Genomic DNA, 25,924 nt, shown 5'->3' with positions numbered 1-25,924 from the left:
GGCAAAATGAGCAACTTTAGTATTACAAAGTTTGTTCCTCAATTTCTTAAGGAAAATCCAGAAGAGCGTTTTACAGCAAGGGAAATTGCTCATTGGATTGTGCGCACTTACCCAGACGAAACCGAGAAAAAGCGTTTGTCTAGCAACGCCAGAAAAGTCCCATTGAATACTCCAGAAGCAATGCTTCAACAGATTGTGGCGGAAATTGGGGCACAGCGTTCGCGATTGGAAAAAAGGCACGGTGTAAGGACGACCGAAGGCAGACCTCGAAAATACTTCTACTCTTCAAAAACTGAAGAAGAAGAGGTTTCAGGCAACCTCCTAAATCCGTCAGATAGCCCGAGTTCCAACGCGAACAGTGCGTTGAGTGAGCATGATCTCTACCCACTTTTCCGAAGGTACCTCAGAGATGAGCTAAGCGTTCTAAGCAAGCGAATAGACGAGCGTAAATCATGCAACAACAGGGGGATGTCTGGAAACAAGTGGCTATTTCCGGACTTAGTTGGCATGGAAGATCTAAGTCGGGCATGGGACAGAGAGGTCATTGATTGCGCCAAAGAGTACTCCGACAAGAAAACCAACCTTTGGTCATTTGAACTTAAACTGAAGATCAATGGAAGTAACCTTCGCGAGGCATTCTTTCAAACTGTTAGCAACTCTTCTTGGGCCAACTTTGGATATTTAGTGGCTGTAGAGTTTCATGGCGGTGATACGCTTAGCGAGTTACGCCTTCTCTCCGGACTACACGGAATCGGAGTCATTAAGTTTGACCCAGAAGACTTTTCGTCCAGCGAAATACTCCTGCCTGCTAGAGCAAGGACTGACGTCGATTGGGGAACAGTAAACAGAATAGTTCAGCAAAACAAAGACTTTAAAGATTATATTCGACTAATCCGTCAATTCTATCAAACTGGCGATCACCTTAGCTCGGTATGGCATCACGACCTGGACAGAAGGCCCGCGCCTGACCTTGGGAAGGCGTGAAGCACCTTCGTCATGCTGAAAGCATGCCTCCGGCATGACGGGAAGGTCAGGCGCGGGCCGTGCGGCTAACGCCTCACGACCCAAGAGGCCACCTTGCAAACCGTGCGTCTTGAAGCAGGTGTTTCACGCAGGTCACAATTGCCCGTTTCCATTGCCTCTACCTACCGCTAACCTCGCCCAAAACAGGGAGACGTCCATGACCCCACAGGATTTGCAGTCCGTTCTGGCCGAAGGCTTTGCCGATTGGGTGCAGGCGCTGGATCTGACCGTGACCGAGGCAAGCCCAGAGGAAACAACCCTGCGCATGCCGCTGACACCGAACCTTGCGCGCATGGGCGGCATCGTCTCAGGCCAAGCCTTGGCGGCGCTGGCCGATACCTCGATGGTGCTGGCGGCCTTTGCCCACAACGGAGCCGTGCGGGCGCTGGCGACAACGGATCTGCACACGCAATTCCTGCGCCCCGGTGTGGGCAGCGCGATCCTCTGCCGCGCCATGGTGGTGCGGGCCGGGAAATCGCTGGTCTTTGCCCGCGCCGAGATGAGCGAAGAGGACAGCGGCAAGCTGGTCGCCACCGCCACCGCAAGTTTCTATGCCGCGTAACACCGCTATGCAGCCCGCGCCTGCTGCGCTAGCGTGATGCCATGATCCTGCGCCTTGTCCTGATTGCCCTGATCCTCACCTCCTGCGGGCGCGAATTGACCCCGCAGGAACGCGCCTTCCTGTCGGATATCCACGGGGAAGATGTGCAGATGGAGAAAGTGCGCATCGTGGATGGCGCCCCGGTTCCGACCCGCACCTTTTATCGCAAAGCGCGCCCGCGTATCGCCTGCCGCGAACGCATCCTGCCGCCGGTGAAGGAAGGACGCGTCACCTCCTCCCCGGCGGCGATGACCGTCTTCAACCGGATCCTGTTCATCAGCGACTGGTACACAGAGGATTACCTGCCCGCCTACCCGGAGCGGCTCTATCTGGTGGAGGCGATGCTGCTGGCCCATGAGATGACCCATGTCTGGCAATGGCAGAACCGCACGCGTACCGGCTATACGCCGCTGCTCGCCGCCGCCGAGCACAGCGGCAACCCCGATCCCTATCTGTTCGAATTGGATCAAAGTCCCGATTTCCTCAGCTACGGCTACGAACAGCAAGGCGCCATTGTCGAGGAATACGTCTGCTGCCGCGCATTGGCGCCGCAGGGCGCGCGCACCAAGCGGCTGCATGCCATGCTGAAAGAGGTGATGCCGGTCTCGGATCTGCCCAAGCGCCGTCAAAGCGATGTCTACCTGCCCTGGAAGGACGCCGACCTGCGCGGGATCTGCGGCTAGCCTTTGCCTTCGGCTTGAATGCTCTCAAGGTAGGTCATCAGCGCTGCCAGCGGGCGTGGTGTGGGAGTCAGGGTGCCGTTTACCTCGACCGGGATCAGCTCCCCTTCAAGAAGCGTTCCGAACTCGGGCATTCTATCGGCGCCGACCTTGCCGCGCCCGTATCCGTCAATCTGCGACATCACCTTGGCGCGCGGGAATTCCCCGCCATGGCGGGCCGTGATCCGGCGCAAATCAGGCGCCTTGATCGAGGTATCACGGGCCGCAATATCGGCATTGCTGCCGTGGCAGAGCGCGCAGTTTCGATCAAAAATCGCCTGCCCTTCTTCAGGCGTCGGCATGCTGTTCACAACTTCAGTGCAGGCAACTGCGAGCCCGGCAACAAGGGGAAGGGCAACGAGGGTTCGGGTGATATTCATAAGGCTCGCTCCTGCCGGTTTGATCGGTTAATTCGCATCTTTTCCGTCAAGTCTATCCACCTCTTCCGGAAGCGTAAACCGCCCGCATGGGTAAAGGTCAGACGGGATCGGCCTGAGTGACGACGCCGTTTTCCAGGCGCAGCACACGGTCCATCCGGGCCGCAAGCTCAAGGTTGTGGGTGGCAATCAGGGCCGCAAGATTTGAGCTGCGCACGAGATTCATCAAAACCTCGAACACCTGATCCGATGTACCCGGATCCAGATTGCCCGTGGGCTCATCCGCCAGCAAAATACTGGGCTGGTTGGCGAGCGCCCGGCAGAAGGCAACACGCTGCTGTTCGCCGCCCGAAAGCTCTGCTGGACGGTGGGCCGAGCGTGCGGACAGGCCGACAAGCTCCAGTAGTTCTTTGGCGCGAACCATTGCCTGTTTCTGGCTGGCCCCATTGGCGAGTTGCGGCAAGATGATGTTTTCAGCGGCAGAGAATTCCGGCAACAGATGATGGAACTGATAGACAAAGCCGATATCCCGGCGGCGGAGGCAAGTTCGGCTGCCCTCACCAAGTCCTATTACCTCCTGCCCCGCGATCGACAGGCTGCCTGCATCCGGTGTGTCCAGAAGGCCTGCGATATGCAGAAGGGTCGACTTCCCCGCGCCCGAGGGGGCCACCAGCGCCACCACCTCACCCGGGTTCAAAGACAGGTCCAAGCCGCGCAACACATCCACCTGGGATGCACTGCCACGATTGTAGGCTTTGGAAATCCCTTTCAGCTCCAGCGCTGCAGGTGTCTCAGTCTTATCCTCACTCATAGCGCAGCGCCTCGACCGGGTTCAGGCGCGCGGCCCGCCGCGCCGGAAAGATCGTCACCACAAAAGAAAGGCCCAGCGACAGCGCCACGGCAGACAGGACATCGGGCAGGTTCAACTCGGCCGGCAGAGCATAGATCCCCCGGATCGAGGGATCCCAGACGCCGCCGCCCATGACATAATTCACGAACGAGAAAATCGGATCGATATAAATCGCAAACAGACACCCCAAGATCACACCGAAGACCGTGCCGATAACCCCGGTAAAGGCACCGCAGATAAAGAACACCCGCATCACGGATCCTTCGCTGAGGCCAATGGTCCGCAGGATGCCGATATCGCGTCCCTTGTTCTTGACCAGCATGATCAGGCCCGAAACGATGTTCATGGTGGCGATAAGGACGAGGATGGACAGGATGATGAACATCACATTGTCCTCGACCTCAAGTGCACGCAGAAACCCGCCCGAGGTATCGCGCCAGGTCCAGACGCCAATCCCCTGCCCCGCCGCCTGCAACAGTGGCACCACCATGCGATCCACGGCTTCGGGATCCTGCACCATGACCTCGATCTCATCCGCCGCACCTTCGCGGTTGAAGAACGCCTGTGCATCGGCGAAGGGCATGTAGAGACGCGTGCGGTCGATGTCATAGCGGCCAGCGGTGAAAATATAGACCACCTCATAGGCATTGACGCGCGGGCTGGTGCCAAACGGAGTTTTCACGCCATTTGGAGAAATCAGCTTGATCCTTTCACCGACCCCCACACCCAGTTCGCGAGCCACACCCGATCCTATGGCGACCCCCTCTTCAAAGCGGGCCAGATCGCCCGAGAAAGCCTCACTTTGCGCGACTCCGGGAATGGCCTGCAGGTCTGCCGCTGAGATCCCAAACACCTCGACGCCCGCATTGCGCTGGCGCAGGTTGGCCATGACCTGCCCCTTGATCAGAGGCGCAGCCCGGATCACGCCGGGGACCTGGCCTGCACGGGCGGCCATGTCGGTGAAATCCTCGATCTTGCGGTCTAGACGCCCGTCCTCGGTCACTTCCCCATAGGAGTAAAGCGTCACATGGGCGTTCGCGCCCAGGATGGTGCCCACAAATTCGGAACGAAAGCCCGAGCGCACGGCCAGAGTGGCGATCAGTGCAAATACCGCAAGGGTGATGCCAATCAGGCTGATCCATGTCATAACGCTGACACCGCCCTCAGCCCGACGCGCGCGCAGGTAGCGCCAGGCGATCATCCATTCGAAACGCGAAAACGGTGGCGGTGTATGGGCCATTGCTACTCCGGTCTTTGCCGCCTCAATTCAGCCGGACCCTATGACCGCCGGTGAAAAGGGTCAAGCAAGCGCTACCGAAGTCGACCAGAACGCCCAGAAGGCGCCGATTGAAACCTTGATGCAGCAGAAACGGCTAGTCGTCGTAGGCAGGGCAGGATTTGGGACGCTTTTCGCCGATCACGTCCGGGGCCGTGCCCGCGAATTGGCCATCGCGCCAACACAGGTGGCGGGCAGAGAAGGCGATCACGCTGTCATCGGCAAGGCTGATCGAATAAGTCTTGTCCGCATTGGCCGTCGTCTTCACCTTGACCGAGCCGACAGCGCCGCCGCCGGAGCCGTCTAGGTTCGCTGTTCCGTCTACCTTCAACTGGCCGCCACCGGTGTATCCGGTTGCATAAAGCACGCTGTCGACGACGCGAAAATCATTGTTGATAAGGTAGTTCCTCGCCGTATCGCTTTCCCAAAGGCGCTTTATGTGCCGATCAACCTCGACCCAGTCAGCCGCATAAAGAAGAATCCCCTTGTATGCGGCGTTCTTATTCATGTTTCGGCTGATGTTTCCGTCTGCTGCAAGGTCCAGCGTTTCTATGGCATCGCCGCTGGACACGGTCCCCCCGACCGAAACCTTGGCCAGGTCCTTTCCATCAATTTCGAAGACCCAACCGTTACTTGAGGTGACATTCTGCAGAGTGGTTACATTTGCAAAACCGTTCTGGATCAGCCCTCCGCTCAACCCGCGACGCCCGGTCAAAAGCCCCATTTGGCCTGGGCGAGACACGTTTTCAGCGCCTTTGGTCAGGTAAACTGTGCCGTTCAAGACCAAGTATTTTCCGACAGGGAACAGGGTTCGCTTGAACTCGGCCTTTGGCTCTGCTTGCGCCATTGACGCCACAAGCGCCGCGCACATGATCAGCAAGTACCGCATAACAGTATCACCTCCACACTCATTTCCACCCATTGGAGAAATCTGAGCAGAGCCAAGGCCCGCCTGTCAAGCGTGAAGACGAAACGCAAGAAAGCAGGCCCAAAAGCCTGCTTTCTTTTGTCAAATGCCCCCAGAAAAGGTGTAAGTGAGTTAGAAACCGCGCCCTGCTGTGTGCGGTTCATAAATCTTGGCGATCTTCTTCACTGCCTCTTCCGGACTCAGCTCTTCGCTTTCGCCGGTGCGGCGGCAGGTGACTTCTACCACGCCGTTTTTCAGCCCACGCGGACCGACGGTGATGCGCCAGGGCAGACCGATCAGATCCATGGTGGCAAACTTACCGCCTGCCCGTTCCTTGCGGTCATCATAGAGCGGCTCAAGACCTGCGGCGACAAGGGCAGCATAGATCTGGTTGCAGGCCGCGTCAGCCTCGTCGTCGCCTTGCTTTAGGTTGACGATCCCGCAATGGAACGGCGTGACGCCCTCCGGCCAGATAATGCCCTTGTCATCGTGGCTCGCCTCGATGATGGCGCCAACCAGACGGGACACGCCGATACCGTGGCTACCCATGTGAACGGGGACGGATTTGCCATCGGGGCCTTGCACAGTTGCGCCCATCGGCTCGGAGTATTTGGTTCCGAAATAGAAGATCTGCCCCACTTCGATGCCGCGGGCGCTGCGCTGACGCTCGGCCGGGATCTGGTCGAACAGCGCCGCATCATGGGTTTCGTCAGTGCGAGCGTATAGTGCAGTGAATTCTTCCATCACGGCGCGGCACTGGTCCACATCGTTATAGTCGATGTCCCGCTCGCCTAGGCGAATATCGGTAACGGCGCTGTCATAGAAAACCTCGCTTTCGCCGGTGTCGGCCAGAACCAGGAATTCATGGGTGTCATCGCCGCCAATGGGGCCAGAGTCCGCGCGCATCGGGATCGCCTGCAGGCCCATGCGTTCGTAAGTGCGCAGGTAGCTGACCAGGTGACGGTTATAGGCGTGCAGCGCGTCTTCCTTGGTCAGGTCGAAATTGTAGCCGTCCTTCATGTAGAACTCGCGCCCCCGCATCACGCCGAACCGCGGGCGGATTTCGTCGCGGAACTTCCACTGGATCTGATACATGGTCAGCGGCAGATCTTTGTAGCTACTGACATGGCTGCGGAAGATGTCGGTGATCAGCTCTTCGGCAGTCGGCGTGAACAAGAGGTCACGGTCATGGCGGTCGGTGATGCGCAGCATTTCCTCGCCATAGGCATCGTAGCGGCCGCTCTCGCGCCACAAGTCCGCCGACTGCATTGTCGGCATCAGAACCGGGATATGGCCCGCGCGCATCTGTTCCTCATGGACGATGCCTTCGATCTTTTTCAGCACCTTGAAGCCCAGCGGCAGCCAGGAGTAGATCCCGGCGGCGGACTGTTTGATCATGCCGGCCCGCAGCATGTAGCGGTGGCTGACGATCTGGGCTTCGGAAGGGGTTTCTTTCAGAACAGGCAGGAAATAACGGGACAGGCGCATGTCGCTCTCATTCGTTCGAAGGGTTTCCAAGCGGTCTAAGCCATCCCCGCGCCTCAGGCAATCGGGCTTTGTACACGCACGGATTTGCCCGAGACCTTTCCTGACGCGAATCTAGTTGAACAGTGATTTCATTTTGTGAATGCTGGATCAAATTCATTGGAGGCACCGATGCGCGACACAATCACCGAACCCGCCCGCGAAATTCCCGTCGTGCATCGTACCGATGTTCTTGTGGTGGGCTCTGGCCCCGGCGGGTTGGCGGCGGCGCTGGCGGCTGCCCGCTGCGGGGTTGAGGTCACCCTACTGGAACGCTTCGGCTGCTTTGGCGGCAATATCACTGCGGTTGGTGTCGAGGGGTTTGCCTGGTATCGCCACGAACAGACTGTCGAGGCCGGCGGTATCGGCTGGGAGTTCGAAGAACGCGCCAAAGCGATGGATGCCGCCGTTCCCGAAAGCCAGTCCCTGTCTTATGAACTCGACGCCGAAGGCTTCAAACTGGTGGCAGACCGGCTGGTTGAGGAAGCGGGCATCCACCCGATGCTGCACCGCATGTTCGTGGCTCCCATCCGCGAAGGCAACCGGATCACCGGCGTCATCGTCGAATCCAAAGCCGGGCGCGAGGCGATCCTGGCCCAGCGCGTGATCGATGCAACGGGCGATGCGGACATTGCGCATGCGATGGGCGCCCCCACCATCAAGACCCCGGTCGAGGAAATGCAGGCCGCCAGCGTCATGTTCCACATCGCAGGCGTCGACAAGCAGAAGTTCATGGACGGGGTGAAGGCCGACCCGCAAACCTACAAGGACTGGTCCACCGGCGAATGGGAGGTAGAGACCTCCGGCAAAGAGGATGACATGTTCTCTCCCTTCCTCGCCAAACCCTTTGCCCAGGCCCTGCGAGACGGGGTTATCCCGGCGCATCTCAATACCATTGGCGGCACCTGGGGGGCCGTCCATGACAGCGGCGAGATGACCTATATGAACCTTGTGCACCTGGCGGGTTGCGATGGTACCGATCCCGACAGCATGACCCGGTTCGAGATTGAAGGGCGCAAGCAGGCAATGCATGCGATCAATGCGCTAAAGGCCTACACGCCGGGCTGCGAAGGGGCGCGGCTGCGCAACTTTGGAATGACGATCGGCATACGCGACACTCGAAAGATCGACGCCCACCACAACATCACCGAGGACGAGACCCGCAACCAGGGCCGTTTCGAAGACACCATCGGCATCTACCCAGAATTCATCGACGGCTACGGTATCCTGATTCTGCCAACCACCGGACGCTACATGCAAATCCCTTACCGGGCGATGCTGCCAAAGGGTGTCGAGAACCTGCTTGTTACTGGCCGGGCGATCGGCGGTGACAAGGTCGCTCATGCCGCAACCCGCAACATGGCCTGCTGCGCCGTTGCCGGTCAGGGGGCTGGCGTTGCTGCAGCGCTCTCGATCAAATCGGATAGCCCGCTTGCAAGCGTCGACGTGACCGCCGTTCAGGCAGAATTGAGGCTTCAGGGCGTTCGGATCCACTAAGATCAGACTTTGATCCCGCTGGCGTGTTCTCCGATCGGCCATTCACGGTTGCATGCGCCCGCAGCATGGGCAATGACTTAAGAGAATATCGAACAGGCCATTCAGGGGCGCTTTGAACATGGCACTTCCAGCCAAGAAGCAGTTTCAATACTGGGGCGTTGCCGCGGTCGTTTTTGCAATCGTGCTCTGGGTGCTAGGGGATGTGCTGTTGCCCTTTGTGCTGGGCGCAGCGATTGCCTACCTGATCGACCCCATTGCCGACAAACTGGAAGACTGGGGCCTCAGCCGCACAGCCGCCACCGCCGTCATCACAGTGGGCGCGATGCTGACTTTCATGCTTTTGCTTCTCGTCGTGGTGCCGACACTGCTCTATCAGCTGAGTGATCTGATCCGGGTTCTGCCCGAGGCCTTCCGCGATCTGCGCAGCTTTGCCCAAACACATTTTCCCTCCGTCTTTACCGAGGGAAGCCGCGCGCAGCAGACCATCGCATCAATCGCGGGCACACTGCAGGGCAAAGGGATCGAGCTGTTCGAATCCCTCGTTGGATCAGCTGTTTCGGTCGTCAATATTCTGGTTCTCTTCGTGATCGTACCGGTGGTGGCCGTCTATCTACTTCTCGACTGGGACCGTATGATTGAAAGGATCGACGCCCTCTTGCCGCGTGATCATGCCCCGATCATCCGCAGGCTGGCCGGAGAGATTGATAATGTTCTGGCCTCCTTCATCCGTGGTATGGGCACGGTCTGCCTGATCCTTGGCGTCTATTACGCGGTCGCGCTGATGGTCGTGGGACTGAATTTTGGACTAGCCGTGGGTTTCATCGCCGGTCTTGTCACCTTCATCCCTTATCTCGGGGCGTTGATCGGTGGTGCCCTCGCCATCGGGCTGGCCTTGTTCCAGTTCTGGGGAGAGTGGTGGTCCATTGCTTTGGTCGCGGGTATCTTCGCCGTCGGCCAGGTGATCGAAGGCAACTACCTGACACCCAAACTCGTAGGCGGGTCTGTCGGCTTGCACCCTGTCTGGCTGCTTTTGGCGCTATCAGTCTTTGGTGCGCTTTTTGGTTTTGTCGGCATGCTGGTGGCCGTTCCTGTGGCTGCGGCCCTTGGCGTGGTTGCACGTTTCCTGACCGAACAGTATCTGGACAGCCGCCTCTACCAGGGACTGAGCCACCGGGATTCGCAAAAATAAAATGGCGCAACAGCTGAGTTTCGATCTGCCCGCCAAGACTGCGCTGGGCCGCGATGATTTCTTTGTCGCGCCATCCAATGCGATGGCAGTCGCCCTCTTGGATCCCGGTTTTGCCTGGCCGAGCGGAAAGCTGGTGCTGACCGGTCCTACCGGATCGGGCAAGACCCACCTCGCTCATGTCTGGGCCAGTGCCTCGGGAGCGCGTATCGTGCAGGCCAGTGACCTGTGTGAGACCAAGGTACCCGTGCTGGCAAGCGGCCCCGTGGTTGTCGAGGATGTGCCCCTGATTGCCCAGAACACCCTGGCGCAGGAAGCCTTGTTCCACCTTCACAATCTGGTTCTCGCCAACGGCTTTAACCTGATGATGACGGGACGCGCAGCACCGAACCTTTGGGGCCTATCCCTGCCGGACCTGCAAAGCCGCGTTCAGGCCGCCACCCATGCTGAGCTCCAGCCGCCAGACGATGCTCTTTTGGCCGTGGTGCTGGCCAAACTCTTTAATGATCGCCAAATCACGCCGAAACCCGATGTGATCCCCTACCTCGTGGCGCATATGGATCGTTCCTTTGCTGCCGCAGCCCGCATTGTCGAACAGCTCGACCGGCTGTCGCTTGCCGAAAAGCGCACATTGTCCCGCCCGCTAGCCGTTCGCCTGATGTCCGAGGACCCGAACCTCAACGATCCGGAAACCAATGCCGGTTCGGGCAGTTGACCCGAATCCTGCCCTCCCCCATCCTGACCACACGCCGCAATACGGAGCGCCCATGACCGTACTTGAGACCGAAATGCCGGCCGCCGCCGACTGGGGTCCCTTTGGCCGACCCCTGTTCGACTCTCCCGATGCGCGCGCCCTGTCCCGCGTTGGCGTGGTGGATGTCGGCTCGAACTCTGTCCGGCTTGTGGTTTTTGACGGTGCTGCCCGAAGTCCGGCCTATTTCTACAATGAAAAGATCATGTGCGCCCTTGGTGCGGGCCTTTCTGAAACCGGCCACCTGAACCCGGAGGGACGCGCCCGTGCCCTGGCCGCCCTGCGCCGGTTCCAGTGTCTCGCAGAAGGGATGGGGCTGCCGCCCCTGTCTGTTGTCGCAACCGCCGCAGTGCGCGATGCCGAAGATGGACCTGATTTCTGCGCCGATGTGCTGCGCGAAACCGGTCTCAAGATCTGGGTGATCGACGGCCGCGAAGAAGCGCGGCTTTCAGCGCAAGGGGTTCTCTTGGGCTGGCCGGGCTCCTATGGTCTGGTCTGCGACATCGGTGGCTCCTCGATGGAGCTGGCCGAGATCCACGGCGGCGAGGTGGGTAAACGGGTTACTTCTTCGCTGGGACCGCTGAAATTGCGCGACATCAAGGGCGGCAGACGCGGGCGCAAGGCGCATATCGCGGCCGTCATGGATGATTTGCACGCCGAAATGGGCAAGCAGAACGATCGTCTGTTCCTTGTGGGGGGCAGCTGGCGGGCCATTGCCCGGATCGATATGGCGCGGCGCGGCTATCCGCTGAAAGTTCTGCATGAATATCGGATGAGCGCCAAGGACGTGCGAGCAACGCTGAAATACATCGACAAACGCGACATGGAAGCGTTGCGGGCCGAAACGGGGATCTCTGCGGCGCGGATGTCGCTGGTGCCATACGCAATCGACGTGCTCAACCGGCTGGTCAAGACGTTCAAACCCAAGGATATCGCCGTCTCAAGCTACGGGATCCGCGAAGGGCTGCTTTATGAGCAGATGCCCCAGCGCCTGCGCGAACGCGACCCGCTGGTCGAGGCCAGTCGCTTTGCCGAGGCCAAGGACGCCCGCATCCCCGGCTTTGGCAAGACGCTCTATGACTTTGTGATCCCCTTGTTCAATAACGGGCCGCACACGAAAAAGCGCCTGATCAAGGCCGCGTGCCTGCTTCATGATGTGAGCTGGCGCGCGCATCCCGATTACCGCGCCGAGGTCTGTTTCGACAATGCCACCCGAGCCAATCTCGGCGGGCTGAAACACTCTGAGCGGGTCTTTCTGGGGCTGGCCCTGCTGCATCGCTATCGCAACAAACGTCAGGGCACCGCTTTCGAATATCTCTATGATCTGCTGGATGAGAAGGGTCAGAAAGAGGCAGAGATCCTGGGCAAGGCCATGCGTTTTGGCGCCATGCTGATGGTGAGCAATACTGACAGTATCGGCAAACTGAAATGGCAGCCGCGCAAAAAGCACCTGACGCTTGAGCTGCCGCGCGCCGCCGAGCCGCTGTTTGGAGAGGTCGCCGAAGCCCGCCTGAGCTCGCTCTGCGACGCACTTGAGGCTGAATGCAAAGTCAAAGTCGTCGGCTAAGACCGCGCCCGGATAGAGGCTGGACTAGAGGTCAGTCACACCCGCCTTTGGTTCTGGCTGCTCGGGCGTCTCCGGGGCCGGGTCAGGCTTCCTGCGAATGATAATGTCACCATTTGGGAGGATTTCCGGCATTTCGTAGCGGCTCCAATCCTCGACCTCGGACGCGATTTCGGCAAGTGCCGGTCCCATCTGGGCAAGAAACTCGCGCATTGACGGGCCAACCTCGCTGGCAAAGCTCTCGGCAAAAGCCTGCAGATCCTCCAGCGCCGGTCCCATTTCCTGGCGCAGACCTTCCCAGAACATCTCGGCGCCTTTCTCCATCAATCCCTTGCCGCCGTCTTCTGCTTTTTCGGCAGCCACGGGTGCTGCAAGGCAGGTCAGGCAAAGGGCGCTTATGCATGCGAACTGTTTCATGGTTGCAATATAGGCGTGACAGAACGCAATTTTAAGTCAGGTCGAGATCCAGACTGACAGGAAAATGGTCCGAGGCCAGCAAAAGCGCCTCTCGCAACACCTCGTCTGCATAGCAGGCCGCATCCTCGAATGGATGCCAGATCCGCCAGCGCGGATGGCAGCTTTCAAGACCCTTCGAGATCATAACGTAGTCGAGGCAGGCCCGGAAATAGCGTTTCTTCTCTTCGTCATAAAACCGCGCGGTACTGGGTGGGCTGCCGGGCCGCGGCTGGCTCAGGATCTGGGCATGCGGGTCGCGTAGCTCTTGTCCCATTACAATCTCGACAGAGGACTGCCCGAAAAGCCGTTCGTATTCATCAAGACCCGGACCGTCGTTCAGATCGCCCATCAGGATCACTTCCTCCCCTGCCGCAACATGGTCAGAGATACGTCGATGCAGCCAGATCGCCTGTGCCAGTTGGGTGCGACGATTCTCAATGGCGCGTTGAATGATCGCATCATGGCCTTCGACGCCGTAGGGCGCCTTGGATTTCAGATGCGCGCCGATGATGCGCAGGGACGTCCCCCCTTGTGTAAGCACTTTCAACTCAAGCGGTGGCTTGGAGAACCGCACCTGTTCCGGCACAGAATCCGTATCCAGGTCTATCTCGAAACGGCCGTCAAACCGTGGCGCTTCGGCGCTGGCCTGCGGGTCGTGTTCAGCGCTGAGGACTGCAGGGTCATACATCAGCGCAATTTCCTGATGGGTATCAGTAGCAAAACCGCTGACCACTTCGCTTGTGCGCAGTCCGGCCTCTGCAGCAAAGGCACCAAGCGCGCGCACGGTGCGCTGGCGCCGTCCGGTATTCGGCGCCTCTATGACCATCACCGCGTCCGCATCCAGCGTCTGGAACACATGCGCCAAAGACACGCCTTGCGTATAGCGATCAACGCCGTGACGGCCCGAGGGTTTGTTGTCCAGCATCAACTGGTCGTTCTGGTCAAAGAGGTGGGAGAACCACTCGATATTATAGGTGACCAGCCGCATGGGCCCCGCATCCATTGATCTCGTCCCAGGCGCGGTTGACGTCTATCATCCGCTTTTCCGCCAGACGCACCGCCTCTTCGGGCACGCCGCGCGCCATCATGGCATCCGGATGAGTTTCCCGCACAAGGCGCCGCCAGTGCTTGCGGATCTCCTCGAGCGGCATATCCGGAGGCACCCCCAGTACCGCATAAGGATCCTTCGGCGCATCCGTCACGAAACGTGCACGCAAGGCTTTAAACTGCTGCGAAGTCTGGCCGAAGATCCGGCTTACATCCTCCAGGAATTCATTCTCGCCCGGATGATAGAAACCATCAGCCATGGCAATGTGAAACAGACCTTCCATCAAGTCGCACAACGTCGCCGGATCATCCGCAAACATGCGCTGGATGCGAGCGGCATAGTCCTGATAGCCCGCCACATCGGTGCGCGCCATGTTGAAGACCCGCGCTGCCCCAGCCTCATCCTCGCGGGCAATCTGAAAGACTTCGCGAAAAGCGGTGACCTCATCGCGCGTCACCTGCCCGTCTGCCTTGGCCATCTTGGCCCCTAACGCGATGACGGCGATGGCAAACCCCACGGTGCGTTCAGGCGGCGCCCTCAGCTTGTCAAAGACATGCGCAAGGCTTTCCCCCTTGGCCAGCGCGCCCAGCGCGTCGGATATACGGCTCCACAACGACATGCGGTAACCCTACTGACCTTTTGCGCCCCTGTCAGTGCCGCAGCACGCAAATGCCCGGAATTTTCTTAGCGCAGCACGCGGATCCCATGCGGCGTGTCGAATTCGGCCTCCATTTCCGCAGAACCGGTCTCGAACACCAGGCGCCCATCCTTGAGCGGCAACAGCTCTTCCAGGTCCGCCGCATCGGGATGAGAAATCACAAGTCGGCGCAACGCGCAGCCCTGCTGATCAAGCCGTGGCGCAGGATGGGCACTGTGCCACTCGATGAGCGCCGGAAAGAGATTGTCAAACGGCAGCTTGCCATCGGCAGGCACCGCCATATCCCAAACCAGATCGCCGCGCGTCAACGCCACGGGCTCTCCTGCGCCTTTCGGAAGGCTCTCCAAAAGGGCTGGCAATCCGGTCGCTCTGCAAATCCAGTTGGTCAAGCGCGGCGTGCCGCTGAAGTTGTCGAGGTCAAACCAGCATGGGCTGCGTTCGGGCGTTGCGTCCGGGTCGATAGCGATGGCCTCCATATAGAGACCATCAGCCAGCCCGAGGAGCCGATTGTGGGTGCCAAAGACCTGATGTTGCCCCCCAGCCTGCAACGGAACACCAAGGGCAGCCTCTACGTGGTTGACTGCCTCCTCCAGTGTTTCACCGGCAACTGCAATGTGATCCAGCTCCATCATCGGATTTCTCTCCTTTACGTGTTGGCGCACCTTAGCTGTAGATCTCAACGGCACAACATCAAAGCCAATGAGCCGCGCCAGCGAGTCATCATAAGCAAAACCCGGCGCTGTCGAGGCGCCGGGTGAGTTTGCAAAACAGTTTCATCCCATCAGCGGGTCAATAATCAGCTGCGTGCCTTGCGGATCAGCTCCAGGATATCCTGAGCGGCCTCCGGGATATTGGTGCCGGGGCCAAAGATCGCCTTGACGCCATTGTCATAAAGGAACTGATAATCCTGCTGCGGAATGACGCCGCCACAGATCACGATGATGTCCTCGGCCCCCTGCTCTTTCAGCGCCTGAACCAGCTGCGGTGCAAGCGTCTTGTGGCCTGCGGCCTGGCTTGAGATCCCGACGACATGCACATCGTTGTCGATCGCGTCCTGCGCCGCTTCGTCCGGGGTCTGGAACAGCGGGCCGACGTCCACGTCAAAGCCGATATCGGCAAAGGCCGTTGCAATCACCTTGGCACCGCGGTCGTGGCCATCCTGGCCCATCTTGACCACCAGAAGACGCGGACGGCGGCCTTCCTCGGTTGCGAACTCATCTATGGACTTCTGGATCGCGGCAAAGCCTTCGTCGCCTTCGTAGGCGGCGCCATAGACGCCCGCCAGGGTCTTAACCTCTGCCGAGTGACGGCCGAATTCCTTTTCCATCGCCATGCTGATCTCTCCAACCGAGGCCCGGGCACGGGCGGCTTCGACAGCGGCGGCCAGAAGGTTGCCGCCTTCTTTGGCCACGCGGGTTACTTCATCAAGGGCTGCCGTGCAGGCTGCATCATCCCGCTCCGCGCGGATCTTTTCGAGCCGTGCAATCTGGCTTTCGCGCACAGCAACGTTATCCACATCCAGGATGTCGATCGGGTCCTCTTTGTCCTTGCGGTATTTGTTGACGCCGACGATCACCTCTTCGCCGCGGTCGATCATTGCCTGACGCCGCGCGGCGCTTTCTTCGATGCGCAGCTTGGGCATGCCAGAGGCGACGGCCTTGGTCATACCGCCCATCTCCTCGACCTCTTCCATCAGGGCCCAGGCTTTTTCGATCAGCTCGTTGGTCAGGCTCTCCACGTAGTAGGAGCCCGCCAGCGGATCGACCACGTTTGTAACGCCGGTTTCTTCCTGCAGCACCAACTGGGTGTTGCGGGCAATGCGGGCCGAGAAATCGGTCGGCAGAGCGATGGCTTCGTCCAGCGCATTGGTGTGCAGACTTTGCGTGCCACCCAGAACCGCCGACATCGCCTCATAGGCGGTGCGGATGACGTTGTTGTACGGGTCCTGCTCTTGCAGGGACACGCCCGAGGTCTGGCAGTGGGTGCGCAGCATTTTAGACCGATCGTTCTTTGCGCCGAAATCGGTCATCACCCGGTGCCAAAGGGTGCGCGCCGCGCGCAGCTTGGCGATCTCCATGAAGAAGTTCATGCCGATGGCAAAGAAGAAGGACAAACGACCCGCGAATTTGTCCACGTCCATGCCTGCATCAATAGCCGCACGCACATATTCGCGCCCGTCTGCCAGGGTATAGGCCAGCTCCTGCACCAGGTTCGCGCCCGCTTCCTGCATGTGGTAGCCGGAAATCGAAATGGAGTTGAACTTGGGCATCTCGTTGGAAGTGTACTCGATGATGTCCGAGATGATCCGCATCGACGGTTCAGGCGGGTATATATAGGTGTTGCGCACCATGAACTCTTTCAGAATGTCGTTCTGAATGGTACCCGCCAGCAGGCTCTTGTCGTGGCCCTGCTCTTCGCCTGCAACGATGAAATTGGCCAGGATTGGGATCACCGCGCCGTTCATGGTCATCGAGACCGAAACCTTGTCGAGCGGGATGCCGTCGAAAAGGATCTTCATGTCCTCGACGCTGTCGATGGCCACACCTGCCTTGCCCACATCGCCAACAACGCGCGGATGGTCGCTGTCATAGCCGCGGTGGGTCGCAAGGTCGAAGGCAACCGAAACGCCCTGCTGACCGGCCGCGAGGTTGCGGCGGTAAAAGGCGTTGGATTCCTCCGCCGTGGAGAACCCCGCGTATTGGCGGATGGTCCAGGGACGGCCTGCGTACATCGTGGCCTTCACGCCGCGTGTGAAGGGGCCAAAGCCTGGCAAGCCCCCCATATGGGGCAGCGCCTTGGTGTCGTCCTCGGTATACAGCGGTTTGACGTCGATACCTTCGAGCGTCTGCCAGGTCAGCTCTTCAAGCGGGCGTCCACGCAGCTCTTTTTCAGCCAGAGCCCGCCAATCGTCTGTCTTCGTCATGGGGTCTTCCTCTCGTCAAGTCGTTCTGGAGCGGGTTATCTCCCGCCGCCTGTTTGTCTGGATCATTCATCAGCCGGATCTGGGACAGCCCATCAGCACCTGCCGCCAGCCACATCAGATCATCCGCATAGCGTTCGCGCAAAGCTGCGGTTTGCACCTCGTCAAAGGGGCGCCAGCGCCCTTCTCCGTCCGGCAGGGCGCGAGCCGCCGAAGTGGACATCATCGCACGCAGCTCTTCCAGCCGGGGCGAGGCGGCATGGCGCATTCGGGCGCTTTCGCGCGGACCCTTGAGCCCCGTCAGGAGTTCCAACTGTACCTCAGGTCGCCCGCCGAAGGTTTCAAACGGCAGCACACGAATGTCGACGCCCGGCATGGAGCAGGCGATGTCTGTCAGCACATCGCGCCAGCTGCGGGTGCTTTCCAGCAGCCGATCCAGCTGTCGCCCGGTGGGCACACCGTGGCCGCGCGCAACAGCATAGGTCAGCACCGAGGTCCAGTAGGCTTCAAGGCTACGCAAATTGACCGCCAGTGTGGAAACTCTTCCGTCGAAGGCCTCATGAAACCGGGCCAGCCGTTCGCCGATCCCGTCATAAAGCCCGCCAAGACGCAGGTTTTCACGCATGCTGCCCATCATGTTCTCATCGCTGATCAACAGCTGTTTGACCCCCGCAGAACAGCTTTGGTCAAGGCGCATTTTCAGCCGACCTTTGGCTCGCTTGGCGCCCTTGGCCGCGGGTGTTACCGATGGTTCGGGCAGAATCCCGTGATACAGCCCGTGGCGTGTGCGGTCCGGCCCCCAGACCTCCAGTCCCTTCTCAGCCAGTGCCGACGCATTGAACCGAAGGTAATCCTGAAACGAGGTTGTGGCGCACCGATGGGCACCCAGATGAACAATCACTTGCATCGCTTTTCCAGTCCTTTGGACGGGGCCCGCCTTGGCGGACGATCAGAGGGAGACCACAGGATCATGCGACACGCCCCCTCTCAAAGCGGTTAATGCGCGCTGAATTTTTTTGTTCTCCCCGGCATTCAACCATCGCATTCGCGCCGGAGCGGCATATATTACCGGCAACAGGAGAGACCATGAAACCAATCCTAGCCCTTGTTCTTGCAGCCTTTCTACCAGTGTCAGCGCTGGCGGAGGATACCGCGGCAACAGACGCACCGGTGCTTGTCCTGCCCGAATACGACGGCACCCTTGACGCATTCCTCTGGCACAAAAGACCCGTCGTCATATTCGCCGACAGCCCAGAGGATCCACGTTTCCAGGACCAGATGCAGCGACTGGAGAACGGCGCGGCGGATCTGCTGGATCGCGACGTCGTTGTGCTCACCGACACCGATCCGTCAAAACGCTCTGACCTGCGCAAGGCTCTGCGCCCACGCGGGTTCATGCTAGTGTTGGTTGGCAAGGATGGCGGGGTTAAACTGCGCAAACCCCACCCGTGGAGCGTGCGCGAACTCAGTCGCACGATTGACAAGTTCCCCTCGCGGCTGCGCGAAGTGGAAGAACGGCGCGGCAGCTGACCTCCTAGCCGTTGCCGCGGACATAGATAAGAGCTCCCGCCTGCCGGTCCACAACGATCATGGCGTCTCCTTCGGGGTCGAAGATCAAGCGCGACTGCGGGTTCATGATCGCCTGATAGTAGATGCTCTTGACCAGTTCGCTCATGCAGTTTGCCCCTGCAAGGCCCGAGTTGAGCACGCTGATACCCTGCGGCAGATCGCGGGACATGATGTCCTCGGTCAGCATGTTGGGTGTCTTGCCGCCGACGTCGAAGGCAACAGGCTTGCCCTCCGACAACATCTTCATGCCCGTGGAGACCGACCGTGCCTTGGAAACCAGCGAGCTGATGCGCGGACTTTCCGTGTGAAACACGGCGGCCGTGCAGCTTGACGAGGACTCGAAGAAATACGTATCGCCCAGTTTCACCCACGGTGACACATGCGCACGCACTTCCTCTTCCTTGTCCAGCGCGCAGGCCGACAGAAGGAGCATCCCTGAAATAAAGCCCAGTGTAGTACGCCGCATCCTTTGCCTCCAGAACCCCTTGACATCTTACAGCAACGGAAGCGCCACACGGACGGGCCGCCATGCGGTCAGCATGCAGCCCCGAAGCGCGGGTCTCCCGCTGGAACAGCTTGGCACCGAGGTCTGAAGAATTGGTGCATTTGGGCAATTTTCCAGAAACCAAAGGACCATGGGCAGCCCCACAGACAGGAGGAAGCCTGTCCTGATCAAGACCGGGCGCAGTTGCCCCCGGTGGATGGGCTGCCCTTTGGCTCACCTTATTCGAACTCCATGATTACATCGTCAACCGCAAGGCTGTCGCCCGCGCTGGCATTGATCTTGGAGACCACGCCCTTCTTCTCGGCGCGCAGAATGTTTTCCATCTTCATCGCCTCCACGGTGCAAAGCGCCTGACCTTCCTGCACCTCTTGCCCGACTTCAACATCGACCTTCACGATCAGACCGGGCATCGGGCACAGCAGCAGTTTCGAGGTATCCGGCGGCAGTTTCTCGGGCATCTTGCGGGCCAGTTCGGCCTGACGGGGCGTGCGCACATGCACCTTCAGGTCGGCGCCGCGGCTGCGAATGCGGAAACCGCCCGAGATTTTGCCCACTTTAAGAACCAGCATGTCATCATCGGTAGAAACACGCGCCAGCTGATCGCCCGGCGTCCAGTCCGAAGCCACGCGGATGGCCGCGCCATCGGCAAAGCGAACAGTGGAGCCATCGTGATCGGCATCGATCACCACGTCAAAAGACTCCCCCTGCAAGGTTACAACCCAATCGGTACCTACTTTGCGTTCGTGGTTATCCATGCGGCCCGACACGCGGGTGCGGCGGATTTCGGCCACACGGTGCATCGCGGCAGTGGCCGCCGCAATACGGCGCAGCTCCCCTTCGGGCAGTTCTACCCCTTCAAAGCCATCCGGGTATTCCTCGGCAATAAAGGCGGTGGTCATGTCACCACTGACGAACTTCGGGTGATCCATCACAGCCGACAGGAACGGCAGGTTGTGACCGATGCCCTCGACCTCGAACCCATCCAGCGCATCGCGCATGGCGGCAATCGCTGCATCGCGGGTCGGCGCCCAGGTGCAGAGCTTGGCGATCATGGGATCATAATACATCGAGATCTCGCCGCCCTCGTAGACGCCGGTGTCATTGCGGACCGCAACCGCGCCTTCGGGCGCATCGCCCTGCCATTTTCCGTTCTCCAAAAGCGGACCAGAGGCCTGCTCTGCCGGCGGGCGGTAGCGGGTCAGCCGACCGATGGAAGGCAGGAAGTTGCGATAGGGATCTTCGGCGTAAAGACGGTTTTCAATAGCCCAGCCCGTCAGTTTCACGTCGTCCTGAGTGATGCTCAGCGGCTCGCCACCGGCAACGCGGATCATCTGCTCCACCAGGTCAACGCCAGTGATCAGCTCGGTCACTGGGTGTTCCACCTGCAGGCGGGTGTTCATTTCCAGGAAGTAGAAGTTCTTGTCGCCATCGACGATGAACTCCACAGTCCCGGCAGAGGCATAGCCCACCGCCTTGGCCAGTGCCACGGCCTGCTCACCCATCGCCTTGCGGGTGGCCTCATCCAGGAAGGGCGACGGCGCCTCTTCGACCACTTTCTGGTTCCGGCGCTGGATCGAGCATTCCCGCTCACCCAGATAAATGCCATTGCCGTGGGTGTCGCAGAGCACCTGAATTTCGATGTGGCGGGGCTGGGTCACGAATTTCTCAATGAAGATCCGGTCATCCCCGAAAGAGCTTGCTGCTTCGTTCTTGGAAGACTGGAAGCCTTCGCGGGCTTCCTCGTCGTTCCAGGCAATCCTCATGCCTTTGCCGCCGCCCCCGGCAGAGGCCTTGATCATCACCGGATAGCCGATTTCCTGACTGATCTTCACCGCTTCGTCGGCGTCTTCAATCAGCCCCATGTAGCCAGGCACGGTGCTGACATTGGCGTCCTGAGCGATCTTCTTGGATGTGATCTTGTCACCCATGCTTTCGATGGCACCAACGGGGGGGCCGACAAAAGCGACGCCCTCGGCGGCGAGCGCCTCGGCGAATTTGGCGTTTTCGGACAGGAAGCCATAGCCCGGATGCACAGCCTGTGCGCCGCTTTGACGAATGGCATCCATGACCTTGTCGATCACGATATAAGACTGGTTCGCAGGCGGCGGGCCAATGTGCACGGCTTCATCTGCCATCTGTACATGCAGCGCCTGCTTGTCCGCGTCGGAATAGATGGCAACCGTCTTGATGCCCATCTTGCGCGCGGTCTTGATAACGCGGCAGGCGATCTCGCCCCGGTTGGCGATCAGGATCTTATCAAACATTGGCAGTCCCTTGTTTTCTTGTGGGCCCCGGTTTTCCATTGGGCCGGAATACAAGATGCCGCCCCCGAAACACATCCGGGCACGGCATCTGAGTGGTGGGTGAACCGGCCCAACCGGACCGGAATGTCAGTGCAAGAAAACCGGGCGTGCGATCAGCACTTTCCGGGGTTTTCCTTGCAGTAAATGAGGTTTGCTGCGGTGCCGACAGCGGCGCCCGTGACAGGGTTGCCGTCCAGCAGGAGCGAGCCAAGCGCCCCTGCGCTGGCGCCGTAGACGACCTGTTCGCCGGTTGTCTGCCCACAGGCTGAAAGCCCGCCGCATAGGGCGAGGGCAAGCGCGATGTGATTTGCCTGCATTGCAACGTTCCTTTTCTGCTCTGCTGTGTTTTCAGAACAGAGATGGCTGAGCCATCCAACTCCTGCAATGACGGGATCTCAACAGAAACAGATCCGGCGGCACTTTGCCGGAAACTTGGTACCTTATGGCGAGGTTCCGCCAATGTGTGCAGAGCGCTAAGATGCGCGAAAAAAGCGGGCAGGCCGCGGATGGGGGCGCGGGCCTGCCCTTCCAAGTCGAGGGACTGGAACAGATGCGTAGCGACGCGGGAACACCGTGTCGCTGCCCAACGGTTGCAGCTTTTGCGTCGGGCGGGAAGCCCGAGCGTGCTCGCACCGCACGGCTGCGCAGTTTCCCGCTGAAACCGAGCTCGGCTGTGCGAAATCGCGCCGATCGCAGCTCGATCGCCAGATGCAACAAAGGTGCTCATCACAGGGGTATCGGGCCGCGAGGCGCGCATCAGTAACCCCCATCCTCAAAAGCTTCGGGAAAGGACTGGCGTGCCAGATCGACATTGATGACCAGAAGCGCTTCATAGTCCGCTGGATCAAAATCCTCGTCTACTGCGACCACTTCGCGCCCGAACAGCCAGCTCAGGCGCCCTGCATCCAGGTTGCCGCGTTCAAAAGGCTGGTCGCCAAAGTGTTCCCAAAGTGCCTTCATAAAGGCGGCGTCGGCGCGCCGGTCCGGCGCGCGGCGGTCGCGATACCGCTCACGCTTGGTGATCGGCGTCACCCCCTTGGGGTTCGGACGGCGGATTGTGAATTGAAAATCGGTACCCGGAAGACGGCCCGGAAAGCCACGGTGTTTCAGCATGACGATGCCCCCGATCCGGCACCGCGCACGGCGTTAGGGGCCGGCCACAGGGCCGGACCCCTGTCGGTGTTACTTATATTTGCCGGTGTATGTCGGTTCGACCGAAATGGGCTCGGGCTCGACAATGACAAATTCTTCTTCTTTGCTGCCGCAGGCTGCGACGGCCGCCAGCAGGCTTGCCAGCGTGAAAAGCTTGATGCTCTTGGACATTTCTGTCTCCTGATTTTTGCCTTGAAACCACGGCCAGACGGCATCCGGGCATGGCTCGACCTCAATAAACGGGCAATCACAATGCTGCCCGGTGCGATGATAGCCGACAAACCACCGATTTCACACCGAAAAGACTGCAGGAGAAGCCATTGTGGCGACAAAGCCGCAAGCGCGGGCACAACCTCACCGCGAGCCGCAAGATGTTGTGTTGCCATCAAAACCCCTCCCAGATGCAGGTGTCGCCAGACGGACGATACACCTCAAAGAACTGGGTGGCCGCCGCATCCTGCACGCCAAACGGCAGGGCGCGATCGGAAAAGGAGATCACGACCCGCTCTGGTGCAATCGCCTGTTCGGACATGTAGGGCAAAGCAAGATTCTTGCACAGGTGGTCCATATCTGCCGCCGCCTGATCGTGGGTGATGGCACCGCCTGAGCGCGCAATCTGCGGTGCGACAAACCGCAACCTCAGCCACAACTGGCCCGGCTCGGTGTCAAGTAGGATCTCGTTGAGGGTGACAGGCTGACCAGAGGGAACGGAAACAGATGCAGCGGCTGTGTCAAAAGCCGCAGCGGGCGCACCGATTAGGGCTACGAACACAACAACCATCCGAAGACCAGCATAACCGCAGCCCCGACCCCATACACAATGGGCTCCTCCTGCCGGGGCTGCAGGCGCTGCGCACGCGGCGCGCGCTAACCGTATGCCTACGGGCCAGATCATGGAGCTGATTCGCCCCTCATGTCAAACGTTGTTACAATTTTGTGCAGAAAGAAGTCTTTCCGCGACATTGTTCGGCGCGGCGCAATCACCGCACACGCATGTGGGTACCGATCCAGCCAGGCACTCACCCCGCGGTGGCCACCGCGGCACAAACTGTCATATGATTTGCAATTCACAGCTTGACCTCCCCCCTCGGCCTGCATGCCGCAGCCAACGGCGCCGGTTTTTCGGGTCGACCAGAACAGCATCGACACGCTCGGCCAGAACGGCGGACACAGGACCAATCACACGGCCACCGGCAGTGACTCTGAGTCCGTCAGCACTCCTGACCACCCGCACCACCGGAGAGAACCCGCGCACATTCTGCAGCGCCCGCCAGACATCTTGCCGGATCTGATGCGCCAGCCGCAAGGGATCCGCCATGGGCAGATCCGTGGCGGCCGCCACATCAAAGCGGGGCGGAGACTGACGGCACAGCGTCAAAGCCCCCCCTTCGCGCAGGATATTCCAACCGGACGTCATTCAGATCACAACGGAATGTTGTCGTGCTTCTTCCACGGGGTCTGAAGCTTCTTGTTGCGAAGGCTCGCAAAGGCCCGCGCCACGCGACGACGTGTGGATTTGGGCTGGATGACCTCATCGATGAAGCCGCGCTCGGCCGCAACAAAAGGATTGGCAAAGCGGTCCTCGTAATCAGCCGTGTGGGCGGCAATCTTCTCTGCATCGCCCAGATCCGCGCGGTGGATGATCTCGGTCGCGCCCTTGGCGCCCATCACCGCGATTTCCGCCGTAGGCCAGGCATAGTTGAAGTCAGAGCCCAGATGCTTGGACGCCATAACCACATAAGCGCCACCATAGGCCTTGCGGGTGATCACCGTGACAGTGGGGACCGTTGTTTCGGCATAGGCGTAAAGAAGCTTGGCACCATGCTTGATAACGCCGCGGTATTCCTGCGTGGTGCCCGGCAGGAAGCCTGGCACGTCAACCAGGGTCAGGATCGGGATATCGAAACAGTCGCAGAAGCGCACGAACCGGGCGGCCTTACGGCTGCTGTCGATATCAAGACAGCCGGCAAGAACCATCGGCTGGTTGGCAACGACACCTACGGTCTGCCCCTCGAGGCGAATGAAACCGGTGATGATGTTTTTGGCGAACTCTTCCTGGATTTCGTAAAAGTCCCCTTCGTCCGCAACTTTGACGATGAGCTCCTTCATGTCATAGGGCGTGTTGGGGTTTTCCGGGATCAAGGTATCAAGGCTGTCTTCAATACGCGCCGGATCGTCAAAGAACGGCCGCACCGGCGGCTTTTCGCGGTTGTTCAGCGGCAGGAAGTCCACAAGACGGCGCACCTCGGCCAGCGCCTCGACGTCGTTCTCGAAGGCCGCGTCAGCCACGCTGGATTTCTTGGTATGGGTACCCGCGCCGCCCAGCTCTTCGGCCGAGACCTGCTCGTTGGTAACGGTCTTTACCACATCCGGCCCGGTCACGAACATGTAAGAGCTGTCTTTCACCATAAAGATGAAGTCAGTCATCGCCGGGGAGTAAACCGCTCCGCCCGCACAGGGGCCCATAATAACCGAGATCTGCGGCACCACGCCCGAGGCCATCACGTTGCGCTTGAAGACTTCCCCATAGCCCGCAAGGCTATCGACCCCCTCCTGGATCCTCGCACCGCCAGAATCGTTGATCCCGATCACCGGTGCGCCGTTCTGCACGGCCATATCCATGATCTTGCAGATCTTCTGCGCATGCGTGGCCGAAACGGAGCCGCCAAGAACCGTAAAGTCCTGGCTAAAGACATAAACCTGGCGACCGTTGACGGTACCCCAACCGGTGACAACACCGTCTCCTGCAGGTTTTTGCTGATCCATGCCGAAATCGGTACAGCGATGCGAGACGAACATGTCGAACTCTTCAAAGCTGCCCTCATCCAGCAACAAGTCAATCCGCTCGCGCGCTGTCAGCTTGCCGCGCCCATGCTGGGCATCGATCCGCTTTTGCCCACCGCCCAGCCGCGCGGCGTCGCGGCGCTCTTCCAGCTCGGAAAGGATATCTTTCATGGCACAGGTCCCCTTTGATTTTGCAGAGGACTGTAACGCGCAGGTGGCAGGGACCAAAGCCCTTTGTCGCAAATTTGCAAACC

Annotated in this window: 27 protein-coding genes; 8 read left to right on the top strand and 19 right to left on the bottom strand. The window is 59.7% G+C overall.

All coding sequences use genetic code 11. The annotated features are described in order from the left end of the window. The first annotated feature begins 6 nt into the window (after positions 1-6). The 3 genes from INS80_RS13755 (at position 7) to INS80_RS13745 (ending at position 2,307) form a co-directional block, all read left to right on the top strand. Positions 7-984 (top strand): COG2958 family protein, encoded by a 978-nt coding sequence (locus INS80_RS13755; RefSeq protein ID WP_192966179.1) that lies wholly within the window; start codon positions 7-9, stop codon positions 982-984. Positions 985-1,180: 196 nt separating this feature from the next. Continuing rightward, on the top strand, positions 1,181-1,585 hold the full coding sequence (locus tag INS80_RS13750; protein WP_192966178.1) for a PaaI family thioesterase: 405 nt from the start codon (positions 1,181-1,183) through the stop codon (positions 1,583-1,585). Between the two features lie 41 nt (positions 1,586-1,626). Continuing rightward, on the top strand, positions 1,627-2,307 hold the full coding sequence (locus INS80_RS13745; protein WP_192966177.1) for a hypothetical protein: 681 nt from the start codon (positions 1,627-1,629) through the stop codon (positions 2,305-2,307). On the opposite strand, the gene INS80_RS13740 is transcribed toward INS80_RS13745, so the two are convergent. From INS80_RS13740 to proS, 5 genes are all read right to left on the bottom strand, one after another. After that, complete coding sequence (locus INS80_RS13740; protein WP_192966176.1) at positions 2,304-2,723, bottom strand: c-type cytochrome; 420 nt, start codon at positions 2,721-2,723, stop codon at positions 2,304-2,306. The genes INS80_RS13745 and INS80_RS13740 overlap by 4 nt on opposite strands. Before the next feature lie 97 nt (positions 2,724-2,820). Next, positions 2,821-3,531: an ABC transporter ATP-binding protein gene (locus INS80_RS13735; protein WP_192966175.1), complete on the bottom strand. Its 711-nt coding sequence runs from the start codon at positions 3,529-3,531 to the stop codon at positions 2,821-2,823. Continuing rightward, on the bottom strand, positions 3,524-4,810 hold the full coding sequence (locus INS80_RS13730; RefSeq protein WP_192966174.1) for a lipoprotein-releasing ABC transporter permease subunit: 1,287 nt from the start codon (positions 4,808-4,810) through the stop codon (positions 3,524-3,526). Before INS80_RS13730 ends, INS80_RS13735 begins: the two co-directional genes overlap by 8 nt. A 133-nt stretch (positions 4,811-4,943) precedes the next feature. Next, a complete protein-coding gene (locus INS80_RS13725) occupies positions 4,944-5,735 on the bottom strand; it encodes a hypothetical protein (protein ID WP_192966173.1) in 792 nt (263 codons plus the stop codon). Between the two features lie 150 nt (positions 5,736-5,885). After that, the gene (gene proS, locus INS80_RS13720) at positions 5,886-7,241 is read right to left on the bottom strand and encodes a proline--tRNA ligase (protein WP_192966172.1); all 1,356 of its coding nucleotides are present in this window, start codon (positions 7,239-7,241) and stop codon (positions 5,886-5,888) included. A gap of 168 nt (positions 7,242-7,409) precedes the next feature. On the opposite strand from proS, the gene INS80_RS13715 reads away from it, so the two are divergent. The 4 genes from INS80_RS13715 (at position 7,410) to INS80_RS13700 (ending at position 12,278) form a co-directional block, all read left to right on the top strand. Continuing rightward, on the top strand, positions 7,410-8,774 hold the full coding sequence (locus INS80_RS13715; RefSeq protein WP_192966171.1) for an FAD-dependent oxidoreductase: 1,365 nt from the start codon (positions 7,410-7,412) through the stop codon (positions 8,772-8,774). A gap of 118 nt (positions 8,775-8,892) precedes the next feature. After that, positions 8,893-9,963: an AI-2E family transporter gene (locus INS80_RS13710; RefSeq protein WP_192966170.1), complete on the top strand. Its 1,071-nt coding sequence runs from the start codon at positions 8,893-8,895 to the stop codon at positions 9,961-9,963. 1 nt (position 9,964) lies between these two features. Continuing rightward, positions 9,965-10,675 (top strand): HdaA/DnaA family protein, encoded by a 711-nt coding sequence (locus tag INS80_RS13705; RefSeq protein WP_192966169.1) that lies wholly within the window; start codon positions 9,965-9,967, stop codon positions 10,673-10,675. 52 nt (positions 10,676-10,727) lie between these two features. Continuing rightward, complete coding sequence (locus INS80_RS13700; RefSeq protein ID WP_192966168.1) at positions 10,728-12,278, top strand: Ppx/GppA family phosphatase; 1,551 nt, start codon at positions 10,728-10,730, stop codon at positions 12,276-12,278. A 24-nt stretch (positions 12,279-12,302) separates the two neighbouring features. On the opposite strand, the gene INS80_RS13695 is transcribed toward INS80_RS13700, so the two are convergent. From INS80_RS13695 to INS80_RS13670, 6 genes are all read right to left on the bottom strand, one after another. Further along, positions 12,303-12,692, bottom strand: coding sequence for a hypothetical protein (locus INS80_RS13695; protein WP_192966167.1), 390 nt, complete (start codon positions 12,690-12,692; stop codon positions 12,303-12,305). Positions 12,693-12,723: 31 nt separating this feature from the next. After that, positions 12,724-13,719: an endonuclease/exonuclease/phosphatase family protein gene (locus INS80_RS13690; protein WP_192967282.1), complete on the bottom strand. Its 996-nt coding sequence runs from the start codon at positions 13,717-13,719 to the stop codon at positions 12,724-12,726. Next, entirely contained in the window at positions 13,700-14,398 is a 699-nt protein-coding gene (locus INS80_RS13685; protein WP_192966166.1) for a TerB family tellurite resistance protein, read from the bottom strand. The genes INS80_RS13690 and INS80_RS13685 overlap by 20 nt, the downstream gene beginning before the upstream one ends. Positions 14,399-14,463: 65 nt before the next feature. Further along, a complete protein-coding gene (locus tag INS80_RS13680; RefSeq protein ID WP_192967281.1) occupies positions 14,464-15,066 on the bottom strand; it encodes a VOC family protein in 603 nt (200 codons plus the stop codon). Positions 15,067-15,233: 167 nt separating this feature from the next. Then, positions 15,234-17,360 carry a methylmalonyl-CoA mutase gene (gene scpA / locus INS80_RS13675; RefSeq protein ID WP_192966165.1) on the bottom strand — a complete coding sequence of 709 codons (2,127 nt, stop codon included), beginning with the start codon at positions 17,358-17,360 and terminating at the stop codon, positions 15,234-15,236. Beyond that, positions 17,326-18,264, bottom strand: a complete 939-nt coding sequence (locus INS80_RS13670) for a hypothetical protein (protein ID WP_192966164.1) — start codon at positions 18,262-18,264, stop codon at positions 17,326-17,328. The genes scpA and INS80_RS13670 overlap by 35 nt, the downstream gene beginning before the upstream one ends. A 179-nt stretch (positions 18,265-18,443) precedes the next feature. On the opposite strand from INS80_RS13670, the gene INS80_RS13665 reads away from it, so the two are divergent. Beyond that, positions 18,444-18,887, top strand: a complete 444-nt coding sequence (locus INS80_RS13665) for a DUF4174 domain-containing protein (RefSeq protein ID WP_192966163.1) — start codon at positions 18,444-18,446, stop codon at positions 18,885-18,887. Positions 18,888-18,891: 4 nt separating this feature from the next. On the opposite strand, the gene INS80_RS13660 is transcribed toward INS80_RS13665, so the two are convergent. The 8 genes from INS80_RS13660 to INS80_RS13625 all read right to left on the bottom strand — a co-directional run bounded on the left by INS80_RS13660 (position 18,892) and on the right by INS80_RS13625 (position 25,841). Beyond that, the gene (locus INS80_RS13660) at positions 18,892-19,392 is read right to left on the bottom strand and encodes a hypothetical protein (RefSeq protein WP_192966162.1); all 501 of its coding nucleotides are present in this window, start codon (positions 19,390-19,392) and stop codon (positions 18,892-18,894) included. 257 nt (positions 19,393-19,649) lie between these two features. Then, on the bottom strand, positions 19,650-21,695 hold the full coding sequence (locus INS80_RS13655) for an acetyl-CoA carboxylase biotin carboxylase subunit (protein WP_192966161.1): 2,046 nt from the start codon (positions 21,693-21,695) through the stop codon (positions 19,650-19,652). Between the two features lie 152 nt (positions 21,696-21,847). Beyond that, positions 21,848-22,051 (bottom strand): hypothetical protein, encoded by a 204-nt coding sequence (locus INS80_RS13650; protein ID WP_192966160.1) that lies wholly within the window; start codon positions 22,049-22,051, stop codon positions 21,848-21,850. A 439-nt stretch (positions 22,052-22,490) separates the two neighbouring features. Continuing rightward, positions 22,491-22,847 carry a hypothetical protein gene (locus tag INS80_RS13645; RefSeq protein WP_192966159.1) on the bottom strand — a complete coding sequence of 119 codons (357 nt, stop codon included), beginning with the start codon at positions 22,845-22,847 and terminating at the stop codon, positions 22,491-22,493. A gap of 69 nt (positions 22,848-22,916) precedes the next feature. Then, complete coding sequence (locus INS80_RS13640; RefSeq protein WP_192966158.1) at positions 22,917-23,057, bottom strand: hypothetical protein; 141 nt, start codon at positions 23,055-23,057, stop codon at positions 22,917-22,919. 214 nt (positions 23,058-23,271) lie between these two features. Beyond that, positions 23,272-23,658, bottom strand: coding sequence for a DUF6497 family protein (locus tag INS80_RS13635; RefSeq protein ID WP_369411408.1), 387 nt, complete (start codon positions 23,656-23,658; stop codon positions 23,272-23,274). A gap of 279 nt (positions 23,659-23,937) precedes the next feature. After that, positions 23,938-24,303, bottom strand: coding sequence for a DUF1499 domain-containing protein (locus INS80_RS13630; RefSeq protein WP_192966156.1), 366 nt, complete (start codon positions 24,301-24,303; stop codon positions 23,938-23,940). A gap of 5 nt (positions 24,304-24,308) precedes the next feature. Beyond that, positions 24,309-25,841 carry an acyl-CoA carboxylase subunit beta gene (locus INS80_RS13625; protein ID WP_192966155.1) on the bottom strand — a complete coding sequence of 511 codons (1,533 nt, stop codon included), beginning with the start codon at positions 25,839-25,841 and terminating at the stop codon, positions 24,309-24,311. Between the last annotated feature and the right edge of the window lie 83 nt (positions 25,842-25,924).

The sequence above is a fragment of the Phycobacter azelaicus genome, assembly GCF_014884385.1.
GTDB lineage: Bacteria > Pseudomonadota > Alphaproteobacteria > Rhodobacterales > Rhodobacteraceae > Phycobacter > Phycobacter azelaicus.
This window is presented reverse-complemented; position numbering and strand designations above follow the sequence as displayed.

Excerpts from the sequence above, each read along its gene's own strand:
- INS80_RS13650 (WP_192966160.1), bottom strand. The coding sequence starts at position 22,051 with ATGCAGGCAAATCACATCGCGCTTGCCCTCGCCCTATGCGGCGGGCTT.
- INS80_RS13630 (WP_192966156.1), bottom strand. The coding sequence starts at position 24,303 with ATGACGTCCGGTTGGAATATCCTGCGCGAAGGGGGGGCTTTGACGCTG.
- INS80_RS13685 (WP_192966166.1), bottom strand. The coding sequence starts at position 14,398 with ATGTCGTTGTGGAGCCGTATATCCGACGCGCTGGGCGCGCTGGCCAAG.
- INS80_RS13665 (WP_192966163.1), top strand. The coding sequence starts at position 18,444 with ATGAAACCAATCCTAGCCCTTGTTCTTGCAGCCTTTCTACCAGTGTCA.
- INS80_RS13680 (WP_192967281.1), bottom strand. The coding sequence starts at position 15,066 with ATGGAGCTGGATCACATTGCAGTTGCCGGTGAAACACTGGAGGAGGCA.
- INS80_RS13640 (WP_192966158.1), bottom strand. The coding sequence starts at position 23,057 with ATGTCCAAGAGCATCAAGCTTTTCACGCTGGCAAGCCTGCTGGCGGCC.
- INS80_RS13700 (WP_192966168.1), top strand. The coding sequence starts at position 10,728 with ATGACCGTACTTGAGACCGAAATGCCGGCCGCCGCCGACTGGGGTCCC.
- INS80_RS13755 (WP_192966179.1), top strand. The coding sequence starts at position 7 with ATGAGCAACTTTAGTATTACAAAGTTTGTTCCTCAATTTCTTAAGGAA.
- INS80_RS13625 (WP_192966155.1), bottom strand. The coding sequence starts at position 25,841 with ATGAAAGATATCCTTTCCGAGCTGGAAGAGCGCCGCGACGCCGCGCGG.
- INS80_RS13735 (WP_192966175.1), bottom strand. The coding sequence starts at position 3,531 with ATGAGTGAGGATAAGACTGAGACACCTGCAGCGCTGGAGCTGAAAGGG.
- INS80_RS13745 (WP_192966177.1), top strand. The coding sequence starts at position 1,627 with ATGATCCTGCGCCTTGTCCTGATTGCCCTGATCCTCACCTCCTGCGGG.
- scpA (WP_192966165.1), bottom strand. The coding sequence starts at position 17,360 with ATGACGAAGACAGACGATTGGCGGGCTCTGGCTGAAAAAGAGCTGCGT.
- INS80_RS13695 (WP_192966167.1), bottom strand. The coding sequence starts at position 12,692 with ATGAAACAGTTCGCATGCATAAGCGCCCTTTGCCTGACCTGCCTTGCA.
- INS80_RS13655 (WP_192966161.1), bottom strand. The coding sequence starts at position 21,695 with ATGTTTGATAAGATCCTGATCGCCAACCGGGGCGAGATCGCCTGCCGC.
- INS80_RS13645 (WP_192966159.1), bottom strand. The coding sequence starts at position 22,847 with ATGCTGAAACACCGTGGCTTTCCGGGCCGTCTTCCGGGTACCGATTTT.
- INS80_RS13690 (WP_192967282.1), bottom strand. The coding sequence starts at position 13,719 with ATGCGGCTGGTCACCTATAATATCGAGTGGTTCTCCCACCTCTTTGAC.
- INS80_RS13660 (WP_192966162.1), bottom strand. The coding sequence starts at position 19,392 with ATGCGGCGTACTACACTGGGCTTTATTTCAGGGATGCTCCTTCTGTCG.
- INS80_RS13750 (WP_192966178.1), top strand. The coding sequence starts at position 1,181 with ATGACCCCACAGGATTTGCAGTCCGTTCTGGCCGAAGGCTTTGCCGAT.
- INS80_RS13740 (WP_192966176.1), bottom strand. The coding sequence starts at position 2,723 with ATGAATATCACCCGAACCCTCGTTGCCCTTCCCCTTGTTGCCGGGCTC.
- INS80_RS13725 (WP_192966173.1), bottom strand. The coding sequence starts at position 5,735 with ATGCGGTACTTGCTGATCATGTGCGCGGCGCTTGTGGCGTCAATGGCG.
- INS80_RS13705 (WP_192966169.1), top strand. The coding sequence starts at position 9,965 with ATGGCGCAACAGCTGAGTTTCGATCTGCCCGCCAAGACTGCGCTGGGC.
- INS80_RS13730 (WP_192966174.1), bottom strand. The coding sequence starts at position 4,810 with ATGGCCCATACACCGCCACCGTTTTCGCGTTTCGAATGGATGATCGCC.
- INS80_RS13670 (WP_192966164.1), bottom strand. The coding sequence starts at position 18,264 with ATGCAAGTGATTGTTCATCTGGGTGCCCATCGGTGCGCCACAACCTCG.
- proS (WP_192966172.1), bottom strand. The coding sequence starts at position 7,241 with ATGCGCCTGTCCCGTTATTTCCTGCCTGTTCTGAAAGAAACCCCTTCC.
- INS80_RS13715 (WP_192966171.1), top strand. The coding sequence starts at position 7,410 with ATGCGCGACACAATCACCGAACCCGCCCGCGAAATTCCCGTCGTGCAT.
- INS80_RS13710 (WP_192966170.1), top strand. The coding sequence starts at position 8,893 with ATGGCACTTCCAGCCAAGAAGCAGTTTCAATACTGGGGCGTTGCCGCG.